The sequence below is a fragment of the Ancylobacter lacus genome (assembly GCF_018390635.1).
GTDB classification, from domain to species: Bacteria; Pseudomonadota; Alphaproteobacteria; order Rhizobiales; family Xanthobacteraceae; genus Ancylobacter; species Ancylobacter lacus.
In genome coordinates, this window is the sequence record NZ_JAHBGE010000064.1 from 72110 (window position 1) to 87105 (window position 14996).

Here is a 14996-nt window from a genome sequence, read left to right on the forward strand (position 1 = left end):
CTTGCGTCAAGGATGCGTCACGCCGACGTGACGCCGTCCACGGCGGCATTTCGTTCCATTCTGCCAACGAGATGAACAGCAGGACCGGCGGTGTAGACCAGAACGGCCTCCACGGCGCGGCCGGGATAGAGCCGCTCCAGCAGCCGGGCATACAGCCCGACCTGCGCGATATGGTGGACCGGCGGGCGGGCGGGGGCCTGCGCATCGGTCTTGAAGTCGGCGATCAGCACGCGATCGGGCAGCACCGCGAGCCGGTCGATTCGCCCGCTCACCGCCTGCCCGGGCGCGATCTCGCCGGCGAGCGGCACCTCCGCCCGGCTGCCGGGGCCGAACAGCGGCGCCAGTTCCGTGAGGGCCAGTGTGGCGAGGGCGGTGGCGAGCACCTCCTCGCGCTGCGTCGCACTCCAGCCCGCGGCTTCGCCGTCGAGCAGCCGGCGGCCGGCGGCGGCGCGCTCGTCCTCCGGCAGTCCGGCGAGGCCGGCGAGCAGCCGGTGCACGAGGTCGCCGCGCATCAGCGCCGCCGCCCGCGCCGCGCTGCGGGTGTCGTCGAGTGTTCCGGCCGCGCCGGCGCGGGAGGGCGCGAGCGCTCCGGTGCCGGCCCCGGCGGGAGGCACGCCCGTTGCGGCACTTATGTCGCCGGTCACCGCTTCCGCCGGGCGCGCGGGCGGCGGGGGGCCGCCGTCGTCGATGGGCCGCAGCAGCCGCGCCAGCACGGCCTCGTCGTCATCGCCCACCATGGGGCTGGCGGAAGCGGAGGGCGGAGCGGCGGCGGGCGGCGGCGGGAGACCGGCCGGCCAGCGCAGCACCGTTCCCTCGAAGCCGGTGGCGGGGGCCGGCACGGACTCGGGTTCCAGCGCGGCGCGCACGAGATTGTACCAGCACTCGGCCGGGCGTGCCTTCTTGCCGTCGGCGCCGGCCACCACCAGCGTGGTTTCGGCGCGCGTCAGCGCGACGTAGAGCAGCCGCCGGTACTCGTCCATCGCCGCGGCCTCGTTGCGCCGGCGCGCTTCGGCGATGGCGGGGGTGTCGTTCCGCTTGGCCCCGGCGAGCAGCAGCAGGGGCCGGCCATCGGCGGTCTGGCTGCGCAGCAGGCCGGACTCCGAGCCGCTGCGCGGGCCGGTGGTCGTGTCGGCGAGGATGACATAGGGCGCTTCCAGACCCTTGGCGCCGTGGACGGTCATCACCCGCACCTCGTCGCGGCCGGCCTCCATGTCGCGCTTGGCCTCGGTGCCGGCGCGGCGCAGGAAGGCGAGGAAGCCGGCGAGCGAGGGGGTCTCGACGCTCTCATAGTTCCGCGCGAGGGTCAGCATCTCGTCCAGCGCGTCGGCCGCCTCCGGTCCCAGCCGGGCCAGCATGCGGGCCCGGCCGCGTTCGCGGCCGAGCACACGGGTGTAGAAGTCGAACGGGCGCAGGCTCAGCGCCTCCGGCCGCAGCCGGTCGAGCGCGGCGGCGGCGGCGGCCCATTTCGGGTCGGCGTCGGCGCGGGCCCGCAGCTCCGCCTCCAGCCGCCGGGTGCGGCCGGGCGCCAGCTTCATCAGGTCATGGTCGTCGAAGCCGAACAGCGGGCTCTTCAGCGCGCAGGCGAGCGCCAGTTCGTCGTCCGGGGCAATCAGCGCGTCGCCCAGCGCCATCAGGTCCATGACCGCGATGTGCTGGGCGACGACGAGGCGGTCGGCCCCGGCCACCGGCACGCCGCGCTGCTTCAGCTCCCGGATCACCGATTCGAAGATCGCCCCCCGCCGGCGCACCAGCACCAGCACGTCGCCCGGCCGTATCGGTCGGGTCTCCTTGCGCAGCGCGACGGGAAAGCGCGCGGCGATGCGGGCGGCGACATGGCCCGCGATGTGGCGGGCGAGCCGGCTCACCGGGTCGTCTTCCGCCGGGGCGTCGAGCGGACGGGCCCAGGCGTTCACGTCCACGCTCTCCCCGGGCTGTTCGGGCTCCCAGATCTCGACGAGAGCGGGCAGTGCGACATGGATCGGCTGGTGGTGGGTCGGCTCCGGCGTGGCGTTGAGCCCCTGAAAGGCCTCCTCGCGGCGGAACACGGTGTCGACCGCCTGCAGGATGCCAGGGGCGGAACGGAAGGAGTGCTGCAGCTTCACCTCCGCAAAGCTGCCCGCCGGCACCAGCCGGGCGAATTCGCCGCGCATCGAGTCGAACCGCCGTGGATCGGCGCCCTGGAACGAAAAGATCGACTGCTTCTCGTCGCCGACGACGAAGAGGCTGCGCCCCCGGGTGCTGGCGCCTTCCCCGGCGAAGAACTCCGCCACCAGCGGCCGGATCACCTCCCACTGCTCGGGGCTGGTGTCCTGCGCCTCGTCCAGCAGCACATGGTCGATGCCCTGATCGAGCTTGTAGTGGACCCAGGCCGAGGCTCCCGAGCCGAGCAGCCGCCGCGCGAAGCTGATCATGTCGGCGAAGTCCAGCGTGCCCCGGGCGCGTTTTTCCCGCTCGTAGCGGCAGCGGGCCTCGCGGGCGAGCACCAGCGCGGCGAGGCTGCGCTCGGCGGCGCGGGCGGCGAACAGGTCGCGCACCAGCGGCACCAGCCGGTCGCGCTCGGCGAGAAGCTGGCTGTAGCGCGCCTGCACGATCTCCTTGCGGCCGAACTGGCTGTCGCCATAGGGCTCGCCATTCTCCTTGAAGAACACCCCGATATAGAGATCGGCGGCCCCTTCCAGCGGCGCGGCGGCGGCTTCCAGCAGCGCGCTGCCGCGCTTGGCGCAGTTGCCGCCCTCCGTCAGCAGCGCCTGACCCAGCCCCAGCCATGCGCCGCGTGGCAGCAGCGTTCCATTGAGGATGGCATGCTCCACGCCGGCAACGTCCACCCCCGGCGGGCACCCCACCGCAGCGGCGATGTCCGCGGCGTCGGCGTCCAGTGCGGCCGGCTGGTCGATCAGCTCACCGATGAGCGCCGGCAGCGTGCCGTCGGACACGAAGCCGAGCAGCGTCGCCAGCGCGCGCCCGAGCGGGCCGTCCGGTGTGCCGGCGGCTTCCAGCACAACCTCCTCGCGTACCCGGGCCAGCAGCTCGGCCCGGGCGGATTCGTCGAGATCGCTGAATCCCGCCGGAACTCCGGCCTCGAACGGAAAGCGGTGCAGCAGCGCGCTGCAGAAGGCGTGGATGGTCTGGATCTTGAGGCCGCCCGGCGTTTCCAGCGCGGCGGCGAACAGCCGGCGGGCGCGTGCGCGGCGCGCGGCTGCCGGCTCCCGGCCGTCGATCCCGTCGGCCGCCGCAATGCGGGCGTCGAGCGCCCCGTCGTCCAGGCTCACCCACTCCCGCAGTTCGTTGAGCACGCGGATCGACATGTTGGCGGCGGCCGCCTTGGTGTAGGTGAGGCAGAGGATGCGCGAGGGCGCGACCTCCCGCAGCAGCAACCTTATCACCCGGCGGGCGAGCACGTGGGTCTTGCCGGAGCCGGCATTGGCCGCGACCCAGGCCGACAGCGCCGGGTCGGATGCCGTGGTCTGCAGCGCGGTGGCGGCGCGGGCAGGGGCGGTGTCGAGCGAGCCGCGGACCGTTTCGTTCATTCCGCCGCAGCCTCCCCGCTGACCGACCATTCCTTGACCCGGGCGAGATGATCGTAGTCGCCGAAGCGGTTGCGGAACATCGGCCGGCGCAGCGCGAGATAGCCCTGCGCCTCGTTCTCGAAGGCCAGCACCAGCTCCCTGAGCCGCTCCAGCGCCTGCTCGGCGAGCGCGGCGGCGCCGAGGCCCTCGCGCGCGTCCACCGCGCTTTTCGCCTCCAGCGGCACCGCGCCGGCGCCGAGCTTGACATAGACCAGCTCGCTCGCCGGCCAGGGCGGCACGTTGCGGAAGCCGTTGGCCTTCGCCATGGCGGCCTCCAGCGGGAGCTGCGGGGAGTAGCTGGCGTGGGTCTGGCGGGCGGTGGGTACCGTGCCGGTCTTGAAGTCGAGGATGGCGAGCGAGCCGCCGCGCCCGATCTCGATCCGGTCGGCCCGCCCGGTGAGGGTGAAGGGCCCGCGCGTGCCGGCCAGTTCGATCCGGCCGGCGGTTTCCGCGACGATCCTTGGCCGGTCCGCGCGCCGCTCGCGCTCCCAGGCGATGAAGCGCGGGATCAGCCGCTCGAACCGGGCCCACCATACCGCGTGCTCGGCGGGATAGATGGCGAGGTCGGCGAAGGCCGCCCGCCCCATCTGCGCGAGAAGGACCTCGGCCGCCTCGGGCAGCGCCTCGGGATAGGCCGCGGCGAAGGTGCCGAGCGCCTGGTGCACCGCATTGCCGCGTTCGGCCCCGCCCGGCTCCTCGTCCAGCCGGTCGAGCGGGCGCAGGCCGAGGACGTGGCGGGCATAGATCGAATAGGGGTCGCGCAGCCAGGTCTCGATCTCGGTGACGCTGAGCCGTGTCGGGCGCAGCTCCACCGGCGGCTTCGGCGCCGGACGCTCGATGGCGGGAAGGCGCGGCGCGGTGTCGAGCCGGCCGGCCAGCCGGCGCAGCCGGTCCCCGCGCGCCACCGCCGCGGACCAGCGCCGTTCCCCGGCCACGGCGGCGAGCCGCTGGAGGAAGCGCGAGGGCACGGTCGGCGCCCCGCCGAGCTTGCCGGCCCGGCTGAGGATCACCTCGCGGGCGCCGCAGAGCTGGGCGAAGTCGTGGGCGGCAAGGCCGATGCGCCGCTCCGGGGCGTCGAGCCCCAGCGCCGCGCGCATCGGCCGGCTGAGCCAGGGATCGGTGCGCACCGCCGCGGGCCAGCCATCCTCCACCAGCCCCGCCAGCACCACGCGGTCCACCGCCACCAGCCGGGCCTCCAGCGGCCCCAGGATGCGCAGCCGTGCCGCGGCGAGCGGCGCCCGCACCGGGATCGCGGCGAGCAGCTTCGGCAGCGCCTCCGCGTAGTCGAACAGGCTCATCGGCGCCGCCCATTCCGCGCCATCGGCGAGAGCGGCGAAGGCGTCGTCCAGCGGCGCGACCGCCTCCGGCACCCCGGCCACGGCGAGGAGGGTGGCCCGGTGCGCGGCGACCAGTTCGGCGAAGGGGCGCTCCGGTCCGGCCAGGGCCTCCAGCGGCCCGAAGGCGGCGGCAATGCGCTCGGCGAGGCCCAGCGCAGCCTCCTGCGCCGCCCGGGGCAGGCTCGCCCGCACGTCGCTGCGGTGGAAGGCCTCCGGGGCGAAGCCGCGTGTCGCGGCGAGCAGGCCGGCCGAGCCGGTTGCCGGCCGTGGCCCGCGCAGCACCATCAGTTCCAGCGCGTCGGCGGCGGCGGCATGGGCCTCGCGGGCGGTGCCGAACCCGGCCAGCGGGTGGCGCAGCAGCGCGGCGAGCGGCACCGGCGCCAGCCTCTGCTGCGCGGTTTCCGCCACCAGCCGGGCGAAGCGGCCGGCCGGTGTCTCGGAGAGCGGCACGCCGGCGGAATCGTCGATGGCGACCCCGAAGCGCAGCAGTTCCGCCGCCACCCGGCGCGCAAGGTCTCGATCGGGCGTCACCAGCGCGGCCGTGCGCCCCGGCGCTTCCAGCGCCTCGCGCAGGGCAATGGCAATGGCGAGGGCCTCCTCGCGGGCGTCGTCGGCCACCACCACCGTAAGGCCGGAAAGGGCCGCGTCGAAGCCGGCGGCGATGTCCGTCTTTTTCTCGAGACCGGCCCAGGCCTCGGTGGTGCCGGCCGGGCGCAGCGCTTCCGAGAGCAGCAACGCGCGTCCATGTTCGGCCGGTGGCGCCAGCACCTCCACCTCCCTGCGCGTGATGCCGAGCCGTGCCAGCAGCCCGGCGAGGCCGAATTGCGGGTGGCTCGGGCAGGGGTGGGCGGGGTCGGTGAGGGCGGCCCAGGCGGCATCGTCGAGGTCGGTGTCGAGCCCCGGCAGCACCAGGCAGCCGAGGGGCAGCCGCGCCACCGCGTTCAGCAGCCGTGCGGTGCGCGGCATCGAGCCGGTCGAGCCTGCCGCGATCACCGGCCCGGCGGCGACACCCAGACGGGTGAGGCGGGCGGCTTCGGCGTCGATCAATTGGTCGCGCCGCGCCCCCGCATCGGCCCGCCCCATGGCGGCGAGCAGGGCGGGCCAGGCGGTGCGCGCGATCTTGAGGAAGTCGAGCGCGACGTCCCAATAGGCGTCGTGCTCGCCGGGCACCAGCGTGTCGAGCCGGGCCCAGTCGACATCCTGCGCCGACATCTCGTCGATCAGCCCGGCCAGCGCGTCGGCCAGCCCGATCTCGGCACCCGGGCCGGAGGCGACCGCCGCCCGGTCGTCGCCCGCCCGCAGGGCAAGCCGCCAGCGTCGCACCAGATGGGCGAGCGCGAGCCGGCGCGTGGTTTCCGGCACCGGCTCGGGCGGATCGGGAAAGGCGTCGGCAAAGGCCAGCGTGTCCTCGTCGACATCGCCCAGCGGCACGATGCGCGGCAGCAGCGCCACCCCGGCCGGGCCGCGCCGCACCAGCGCATCGGCGAACAGCCGCCCGGCGCGGCGGGTCGGCAGGAAGACGGTGGCGGAGGCGAGCGCCAGCGGGTCGTGGCGCGGGGCGAAGCCGTGCACCAGCTCGCCATCGAGCAGCGCGTCGGCCAGCCGGTCGAGGAAGGGCACGGAAGCCGGGATGGTGCCCACGCGGGGAAGGTCCGGTCGCATCGGCTGTCCCTCGCTGTTCGCCGGCCGCGGGGTCAGTCGACCGAGCGGCGGATCGCTTCCTCGGCCTGCCCGATCGCCTCGGGCGTGCCCACATGCATCCATACACCCTCAAGTCGCAGGCCGAACAGCCGTCCCGCCTCGGCGGCGCGGCGGAACAGCCGGTTGAGGGAGAAGGCGCCCTGCGGCGCGGCGGCGAACACCTCCGGCCGCCACAGCGCCGCGCCGGCATAGACGAAGGGGGCGACCGCCCGCTCGGGGCGCGGGGTCAGCCGGCCTTCGCCGTCCATCACGAAATCGCCGCGCCCGTCATAGCCGATCGAGGTGACGGTCGCGGCGCAGAGCAGCAGCGCGTCCATGCAGAGGGGGTCGAACCCCTCCGCCAGCGCCGGCAGGTTCGGGGTGATGCCCTCGATCCAGATCGTGTCGGCATTGATGGTGAGGAAGGGCTCGTGCCCCAGCAGCGGCAGCGCCCGCACCACGCCGCCGCCGGTCTCCAGCAGGGCGTCGCGCTCGTCCGAGATCACGATGCGCGGCGTCCGGCGGCGGGCGAGATGGCGGATCAGCATCTCGGCGTGGTGGTGGACATTGACGATGGCGGTCTCGATGCCGGCTTCTTCCAGCCGGTCCAGCACATGGTCGACCAGCGCCCGCCCGGCGACCTCCACCAGCGGCTTGGGCCGGCTGTCGGTGAGCGGGCGCATGCGGGTGCCGAGCCCGGCGGCCAGCACCATGGCGGTTCGGACCGGCCTCATCGGGTCGGAACCGCACCGCCTGCAGCGGCCTCGGCCGGGGGTGGTGGAACGTGAATGTCGTACCACGCCTTCAGCTCCGCCAGATCGGGGAAGGCGAGGCTGCGCTCCAGATGGCGCCAGATGCGCGGGATGTGGCGCAGGTAATGCGGCTTGCCGTCGCGCCGGTTCAGCCGGGCGAAGATGCCGAGGATCTTGCTGGAACGCTGCGCTCCCATGATGGCGTAGCTGGCGAGGAAGCTCGGCACCGAGAAGGCCGGTTCGCTGCGGCGGCGGCCGACATAGCGGGCGAGCAGTTCCAGCTCCAGCTTTTCCGGCACGTCGATGCGGGCGTCCTGGGTGAGCGACACCACATCATAGGCGGGCGGACCCATCAGCGCGTCCTGGAAATCCAGCAGTCCGACCCGGGCCAGCCCCTCGCGGGCGGGCAGCCACATCAGGTTGGGCGAGTGGTAGTCGCGCAGCACCCAGACCGGCTTCTGGGCGAGCGATCCCTGCAGCGCGGCGGTCCACAGCCGGCGGAACTGGGCGCGCGCGGCATCCGGCAGGGCCGGGGCGCCGCGATGCGGGCGGTACCAGTCGAGCAGCAGCTCGACCTCGATCAGCATGGCTTCGAGGTCGTAGCGCGGCAGGGTGTAGTCCACCCGCGGCCCGACCGGCAGCCGGTGCGGCAAGTCGAGCGCGTGCAGCGCGGCGAGCACGTCGACCGCGGCCTCGTAGCGCTCGACGATGGGGGCCGGCGGCGTGCCTTCCACCACCCCGTCGAGGCCGAAATCCTCCAGCACCAGCAGCCCTTCCTGCAGGTCGGCGGCGTGAATGGCGGGGGCGGAGAACCCCCGCTGCTTCAGCCCGCGGGCCAGCGCCACGAAGGGCGTCACGTCCTCGGCGAGATGGGCGATGGCGCTGTAGGGCCGGCCATCCCGCACCGGGGGGCCGTCCGGCTGGCGCGGCGCGTTCATCAGGATGGCGGTGCGCTCGCCGAGGGTGAGGCGTTCATAGGCCCGGCTGGAGGCGTCGCCCTGCAGGTGGCGCCGCCGGGCCGGGCCGAAGCTCGACATGTCGATGAGCCGGCGCGTCGCCCGCATCCGCGCCAGCGCCACGCCCAGCCGGCCATGGCCGACGAGGCGCATGCGCCGCACCGTGGGGGCCGCCCCCGGCACCATGGAAATGCTGATGTCGAGCCGGTCGGGTTCCAGCAGGCCGCGGGCGCGGTCCGGCCATTCCACCAGCACGAAAGCACCGTCCGCCATCTCCGACCAGCCGATCTCCTCGATCTCGTCCGTGCTCTCGATGCGGTAGAAATCGGCATGCACCAGCCGGCCCCGCGGCAGGTCGTACATCTGCACCAGGGTGAAGGTCGGGCTCGGCACCTCCAGCCGGGCATCGCCGGCGATCTCGCGGATCAGCGCCCGCGCCAGCGTGGTCTTGCCGGCGCCGAGGTCGCCCGACAGCGCCACCATGTCGCCCGGCGAGAGCATCATGGCGAGGTCCATCGCAAGGCGGCCGGTGGCGCTCTCGTCGGGCAGGACCACGTCCCAGGTGCTGGACGTCATGGGGGCCTCGGTCGGCGGGGCGCTGGGCCGGGGAGGTGCGGGCGGGGGCGTCTCGGCCATGGGCTACTCCGCCGCCCGCGGCGAAGCGCCGGGCGCGGTGCGTCGGTCGAGCGGGAATGTGCAGGTCACGATCGTGCCTCCGCCCGGCGCGGCGCCGATCGACACCAGCCCGCCATGCAGCTCCATCAGCGAGCGTACGATGGACAGGCCGAGGCCGACACCCCGCTGGCGGCTGCCGACGGTGCGGCTTTCGAAACGGTCGAACACCCGGCCGGCGAGATCGGGGGCGATGCCCGGGCCCTCGTCGCGGACCTGGAAGCGGACCGCCGAAGCGGTGCGCTCGGCCGAGAGGGTGACGGTGCTGCCGTTGGGGGCGAAGCGGACGGCGTTGGACAGCAGGTTGTAGAGGATCTGCCGCACCCGGCGGCCATCGGCGAGGAAGCTGCCGGCGCGCTCGGCGACCTCGAGCACCAGCCGGAATTCGCCCTCGGCGACCCGGTCGCGCACGCCCTCGGCCGCCGCCTCCATGGTGGCGCGGATGTCGACCTCGCCGAGTTCCAGCGCCATGGTGCCGGCGTCGATGGTGGCGAGGTCGAGAATGTCGTTGATGATGGCGAGCAGCGCCGCGCTCGACTCGGTGATGTGGCTGACATAGGCGCGCTGCTTGGCCGTCAGCGGTCCGGTGGCGTCCTCGTCGAGAAGCTGGGCGAAGCCGATGATGGTCGTGAGCGGCGAGCGCAGCTCGTAGGAGACATGGCCGACGAAGGTGCTCTTGAGGTAGTCGGCGGCTTCCAGCGCTTCGTTCCGCTCCACCAGCGCGCGCTCCACCTTCACGCTGTCGGTCACGTCGCGGAAGGTGATGAGGGTGCCGCCGTCCGGCAGCGGCTGGGTGGAGCCGTGCAGCACCGCGCCGTCGCGGCGCTCCATCCGCACGTCGAGCGGGGTGCGCTTCTCCATGGTGGTCACCGCCTCGCGCAGGCCGCGCCACAGTTCCGGCCGCAGCATCTCGGCGCCGCAGAGCTTCATCACCCGGTCGATATGGGGACGGTCGGCCAGCGCGCTCGGCGGGAAGCGCCACAGCCGCAGGAAGGCGGGGTTGTGCAGGCCGAGCCGGCCGTCCGAGCCGAACACCGCAACCGCCTCGGCGAGGCCGTCCAGCGTCTCGGTCTGGAGACGGGAGAGGGCGGCGAAGCGGCTCTCCAGCGCGAGATGCTCGGTCACCTCGTCGCACAGATAGGTGACGCCGCCCTCGGGGTTGGGGGCGGTGACGACCCGCAGCGTGCGCCCGCCCGGCAGGTGCCAGGCGTGCTCGCGCGGCTCGATGGCGTGGTAGGCCTTGTGCAGTTCCTCGCGCCAGGCACGGAAGTCGGCCTGTTCGGGCAGGCGGCGGCTGGCGCGCAGCCGATCCAGCACCGCGCTGTCGCTCGGCCGGTCCTCGAGGAAGCCGGGGTCGAGGTCGAACAGCCGGGCATAGGCGGCGTTGTGGAACACCAGCCGGCGGTCGCCGCCGAAGATGGCGACGGCGGTGGAAAGCTGGTCCAGCGTGCGGCGGTGGGCGCTGATGACGTGGGCGAGGTCGGCCCGCACGGTTTCGACCTCGGTGGCGTCCAGTGTCAGCCCGGCGAAGCCTTCCCCCGTCGCCACCTCGACCAGATCGAGCACGCGGCGGGTGCCGGCGACCACCACCGGAAGACGGGCGCCGAAATGGCCGGCCTTGGCCTCGGCCTCGGCGGCGCTGCGCCGGCCGGCCTGGTCGAGCAGCGGCAGGTCGCGCTTCACCGCGTCGGCGGGGTCGGCGGCCTCCACCGCATGGGCATAGGCGGCATTGGCCCAGACCAGCCGGCCCTGCGGGTCGCGCAGCCAGGCCGGGGTGGCGAGACGGCCGAGCAGCGCGCGCAGCATGGCGGCTTCGCCTTCCACCCGCTGCTGGGTCTCGCGGATGCGGGCGAGTTCCTGCCGGGCCCCGGTGACCTCCCGCAGCCGCAGCACGACCGCGCTGCCCACCGGGCGGCCCTCGGCCTCGATGTGGCGGCCGTCATGGGTGACGAGCGCGAGGGAGAAGGAGACGCCGCGGCGGCGCAGCATCTCCACCGCCTTCTCCACCGCGGCCGCCGAGGTCGGCCCGAGCCAGGCGCCGAAGGCGAGCAGCCGTCGCGGGGCGGAGAAGCCGGTGAAGGCGGTGCCGTTACCGAGGATTTCGGGCTCGGCCGCGGGATCGCGCCACACCACGATCACCTGCGGCTCGGCCAGCATCAGGGCGCGGCTTTCCTCGAGCTGGGCCTCCAGCCGGGAAATCTCCGCCATCGCCTCGCTGTCGCGGCGGGCGCTGGCGGCGCGGTAGCGCACATGGACGATGGCGGTGGTGGTGGCGAAGGCGATGAGGCCGACCAGCAGCGCGACGCCGGTGATATCGCCGCGGTCGAGCTGGCCGAGCGCCAGGGCGGCCTCGGCGAGCGGTCCGGCGGCCGCCGGGCCCGCCCCAACGCCAAGAGCGGCGGCGACGGCGCCGCCGGCGAGGACCGTGCGGCGGAAGAAGGAGGCGGTCCGCGCCGGAGGGCTGTCGTGGCCGCTGCGGTTCTGAGAGAGGTTGTCCGGGGACGGGCCGGCGAGCGGGGCCGCGAGCGGCGACCGCCACCCGCGCCGTGCCCGGAGCGCTGCAAACCGCGCGTCCAACCCGGCCGCTCGCTCCATATCCCCGTCGTCCCCCTGCCGTTTCCCATGCCCGACGGCGCGGCGGGACGAAGTCCCGCGCGCCGCGCGAATCACGTCGACTTTATCGAAGGGGGACTCCCGCTAGAAGGGCCGATCAGAGCCCCTCGAACAGGGCGGTGGAGAGATAACGCTCCGCAAAGGAGGGAATGATGACCACGATGGTCTTTCCCTCCATTTCGGGCCGGGCGGCAACTTCAAGCGCGGCGGCGAGGGCGGCGCCCGAGGAAATGCCCACCGGGATGCCGTCCAGCCGGGCGACGGCGCGGGCGGTCTCGAAGGCGGTCTGGTTGCCGACCGTGATCACCTCGTCGATCACCGAACGGTCCAGCACGTCCGGCACGAAGCCGGCGCCGATGCCCTGGATCTTGTGCGGGCCGGGCTGCCCGCCGGAGAGGACCGGGCTGTCCTCCGGTTCCACCGCGATCATGCGCAGGCCCGGCTTGCGGGCCTTCAGCACCTGGCCGAGGCCGGTGATGGTGCCGCCCGTGCCGACGCCGGACACCACCGCGTCGACCTCGCCGGCGGTGTCGTTCCAGATTTCCTCGGCGGTGGTGACACGGTGGATCGCCGGATTGGCCGGGTTGCGGAACTGCTGCGGGATCACCGCGTCTGGCAGCTCGCGCACCAGTTCCTCGGCCTTGGCGACCGCGCCGCGCATGCCCTGCGCCGCCGGCGTCAGCACCAGCTCGGCGCCGAGCAGCGCCAGCATCTTGCGCCGCTCGACCGACATCGATTCCGGCATCACCAGAATGAGGCGGTAGCCGCGCGCGGCGGCCACGAAGGCCAGCGCGATGCCGGTATTGCCGGAGGTGGGCTCCACCAGCACGGTGCCGGGCTTCAGGAGGCCGGCCTCCTCCATCGCCTCGACCATGGACACGCCGATGCGGTCCTTCACGCTGCTGATGGGGTTGAAGAATTCGAGCTTGGCGAGGATACGGGCCCTGGCGCCGCGCTGCGCCGGCAGGCGGTTGAGCTGCACCAGCGGGGTGTCGCCGATCGTCTCGGTGATGGAGGCATAGACACGGCCGCGCCCCGGCTTGGCGGAAGAGGCGGCAGGCTTCTGGGCAGATTCGGCCATTGGGACGTCTCCGACGGATTCCCGAGGGGTGATGGTTCGGCTCACCGGGAAACTGGCGTTCCCCCGGTTGATCGGCAAGGGGCCTACCATATCCACGTCGCGGGGTCGAGAAAGGAAATTAAGAACAGTTTCAGATGGTGAAATCTATGCCGTCGGGCAGGCTGCGCCGGCCATCGGCCTGCCCGGCCTTGCGGCAGAGCTCCTCGACGGTCACCGCTTCCAGCGCGGCGTCGAAGGTGCGTTCGGCCTCGGCGACGGCGGGCTGAACCACGTCGCGCACGATCGGCGGGAAGTTGTCGAGAGCCTCCTCCGCCTCGGCTTCCACCACCCGCACCACTTCGGCGACCGTGATGCGCCGGCGCTCGCGGGCGAGCTCATAGCCGCCGCGCGGGCCGCGCACGCCTTTCAGCACGCCGGCATGCACCAGCGCCTGCAGCACCGGCTCCAGGTGGCGGGGCGGGAGATCGTGGCGGGCGGCGAGCGCCTTGGCGGCCACCGGCGTGCCCCGCGCATGCAGCGCGACGTCCACAACGGCGGCGATGGCGAGCAGACTCTTGTCGGACAAGCGGGGCATGCGCCTTGGCTACCGCGATCCGGCGCCGCCGTCGAGCCCTGTCGAGCCAAAACCACCGCTGCCGCGCGTTGTTTCTTCCAAATCACTGCGTTCCACGAGGTGAACCCGTGTCACCGGCGCCACGACGAGCTGGGCGATGCGGTGGCCGCGCTCCAGCGTCACCGCTTCGGCGCCGAGATTGATGAGGATGACCTTCACCTCGCCGCGGTAATCGGCGTCCACCGTGCCCGGGCTGTTCAGCACGGTGAGCCCCTGCTTGAGGGCGAGGCCCGAGCGCGGGCGCACCTGCGCCTCGTAGCCCTCCGGCAGGGCCAGGGCGAGGCCGGTCGGCACCGCCGCGCGGGCGAGCGGGGCCAGCGTGAGCGGCGCGTCGCCGGGCAGGGCGGCGAGCAGGTCGAGCCCCGCCGCCCCGGCGGTGGCATAGGCGGGCAGCGGCAGGTCGGCGCCGTGGGGCAGGCGCATCACCGGTACGTCGAGGCTCACGGGGCGGGCTCCGGGGCTGGGTGGGGAAGGTCGCCGAGCGCCGCGGCGACCCGGCCGGCCAGCCGGCCCGCCACCTCCGCCTTGGAAGCGAGCGGCCAGTGCTCGACGCTGTCGCCGGCGATGAGATGCACGGCGTTGCTGTCGCCGCCCATCACCCCGCCCGCGACCTCGCCGGTCTGGGAGACGTCGTTGGCGACGATCCAGTCGCAGCCCTTGCGGGCGCGCTTGGCCTGGGCATAGGCGATGACGTTCTCGGTCTCCGCGGCAAAACCGACCACCAGCGCCGGGCGCCGGCCGGCCGGCAGCCGGGCGATGGTGGCGAGGATGTCCGGGTTCTCGACCAGAACCAGCGCCGGGGCGCCGCTGCCGTCCTTCTTCATCTTCTGCCCGGCGGTGCCGGCACTGCGCCAGTCCGCCACGGCGGCGGCGAAGATGGCGGCGTCGGCGGGCAGCGCGGCCTCGACGGCGGCCAGCATCTCGCGCGCGGTCTCCACCCGCTGCACCGTCACCCCGGCCGGATCGGGCAGCGTCACCGGGCCGCTCACCAGCGTCACCCGGGCGCCGAGGCCGGCAAGGGCGGCGGCGATGGCGTGGCCCTGCTTGCCGGAGGAGCGGTTGGCGATGTAGCGCACCGGGTCGATCGGCTCATGGGTCGGGCCGGAGGTGACGAGCAGGTGCCGTCCCGCCAGCGGCCCGGCCGCGCCCGTCTGGCCGCCGAGGCGCCGGGCCGCCGCCTCGGCGATCTCCACGGGTTCGGCCATGCGGCCCGGGCCGTTCTCTCCGCGCTCCGCCATCGCCCCGGCATTGGGCCCGACAAAGGTGACACCGTCGGCGGCGAGCGTCGCGACATTGCGGCGGGTGGCGGGGTGCGACCACATGCGCGGGTTCATCGCCGGGGCGGCGAGCACGGGCACGTCCGCCGCCAGCAGCACGGCGCTGGCGAGATCGTCGGCAAGGCCGTGCGCCATCTTGGCGAGCAGGTCCGCGGTGGCGGGGGCGACCACGATGAGATCGGCCTCGCGCGCCAGCCGGATATGGCCGATGTCCTGCTCGGCCTCGCGGTCGAACAGGTCGGTGTGGACCGGGCCATGGGCCAGCGCCCCGGCGGCGAGCGGGGTGACGAAGTGCTGGGCGGCGGCCGTCATCACCACCCGCAGCGTCGCGCCCCGCTCCTTGAGGCGGCGGATGAGGTCGAGGCTCTTATAGGCGGCGATGCCGCCGCCGATGATGAGCAGGATGCGCGTGCCGGCGAGCATGTGGAGGTCCCCGCGATGGTCGGCGT

Annotated in this window: 9 protein-coding genes; all 9 read right to left on the reverse strand. The window is 73.8% G+C overall.

The features are described from left to right. Positions 1 to 17 precede the first annotated feature (17 nt). The 9 genes from addA to coaBC all read right to left on the reverse strand — a co-directional run bounded on the left by addA (position 18) and on the right by coaBC (position 14970). Positions 18 to 3527, reverse strand: coding sequence for a double-strand break repair helicase AddA (addA, locus tag KHC27_RS16070; protein WP_213340399.1), 3510 nt, complete (start codon positions 3525 to 3527; stop codon positions 18 to 20). Next, positions 3524 to 6565, reverse strand: a complete 3042-nt coding sequence (gene addB / locus KHC27_RS16075) for a double-strand break repair protein AddB (protein ID WP_213340400.1) — start codon at positions 6563 to 6565, stop codon at positions 3524 to 3526. Before addB ends, addA begins: the two co-directional genes overlap by 4 nt. Before the next feature lie 32 nt (positions 6566 to 6597). Next, entirely contained in the window at positions 6598 to 7317 is a 720-nt protein-coding gene (locus tag KHC27_RS16080; RefSeq protein ID WP_213340401.1) for a nucleotidyltransferase family protein, read from the reverse strand. Further along, a complete protein-coding gene (tsaE, locus tag KHC27_RS16085) occupies positions 7314 to 8867 on the reverse strand; it encodes a tRNA (adenosine(37)-N6)-threonylcarbamoyltransferase complex ATPase subunit type 1 TsaE (RefSeq protein ID WP_213340402.1) in 1554 nt (517 codons plus the stop codon). Before tsaE ends, KHC27_RS16080 begins: the two co-directional genes overlap by 4 nt. 63 nt (positions 8868 to 8930) lie before the next feature. After that, positions 8931 to 11540: a sensor histidine kinase gene (locus KHC27_RS16090; RefSeq protein WP_246519999.1), complete on the reverse strand. Its 2610-nt coding sequence runs from the start codon at positions 11538 to 11540 to the stop codon at positions 8931 to 8933. A gap of 133 nt (positions 11541 to 11673) precedes the next feature. After that, a complete protein-coding gene (gene cysK, locus KHC27_RS16095) occupies positions 11674 to 12657 on the reverse strand; it encodes a cysteine synthase A (RefSeq protein ID WP_246520000.1) in 984 nt (327 codons plus the stop codon). A 130-nt stretch (positions 12658 to 12787) separates the two neighbouring features. Then, positions 12788 to 13231: an RrF2 family transcriptional regulator gene (locus KHC27_RS16100; protein ID WP_213340404.1), complete on the reverse strand. Its 444-nt coding sequence runs from the start codon at positions 13229 to 13231 to the stop codon at positions 12788 to 12790. 9 nt (positions 13232 to 13240) lie between these two features. After that, positions 13241 to 13693, reverse strand: coding sequence for a dUTP diphosphatase (gene dut / locus KHC27_RS16105; protein WP_213340460.1), 453 nt, complete (start codon positions 13691 to 13693; stop codon positions 13241 to 13243). A gap of 17 nt (positions 13694 to 13710) precedes the next feature. Continuing rightward, complete coding sequence (coaBC, locus tag KHC27_RS16110; RefSeq protein WP_213340405.1) at positions 13711 to 14970, reverse strand: bifunctional phosphopantothenoylcysteine decarboxylase/phosphopantothenate--cysteine ligase CoaBC; 1260 nt, start codon at positions 14968 to 14970, stop codon at positions 13711 to 13713. Positions 14971 to 14996 lie beyond the last annotated feature (26 nt).

Bases quoted from the DNA above. Each gene is read 5' to 3' on its own strand.
- addA (WP_213340399.1), bottom strand. From the start codon at position 3,527: ATGAACGAAACGGTCCGCGGCTCGCTCGACACCGCCCCTGCCCGCGCC.
- addB (WP_213340400.1), bottom strand. From the start codon at position 6,565: ATGCGACCGGACCTTCCCCGCGTGGGCACCATCCCGGCTTCCGTGCCC.
- KHC27_RS16080 (WP_213340401.1), bottom strand. From the start codon at position 7,317: ATGAGGCCGGTCCGAACCGCCATGGTGCTGGCCGCCGGGCTCGGCACC.
- tsaE (WP_213340402.1), bottom strand. From the start codon at position 8,867: ATGACGTCCAGCACCTGGGACGTGGTCCTGCCCGACGAGAGCGCCACC.
- cysK (WP_246520000.1), bottom strand. From the start codon at position 12,657: ATGGCCGAATCTGCCCAGAAGCCTGCCGCCTCTTCCGCCAAGCCGGGG.
- KHC27_RS16100 (WP_213340404.1), bottom strand. From the start codon at position 13,231: ATGCCCCGCTTGTCCGACAAGAGTCTGCTCGCCATCGCCGCCGTTGTG.
- dut (WP_213340460.1), bottom strand. From the start codon at position 13,693: ATGCGCCTGCCCCACGGCGCCGACCTGCCGCTGCCCGCCTATGCCACC.
- coaBC (WP_213340405.1), bottom strand. From the start codon at position 14,970: ATGCTCGCCGGCACGCGCATCCTGCTCATCATCGGCGGCGGCATCGCC.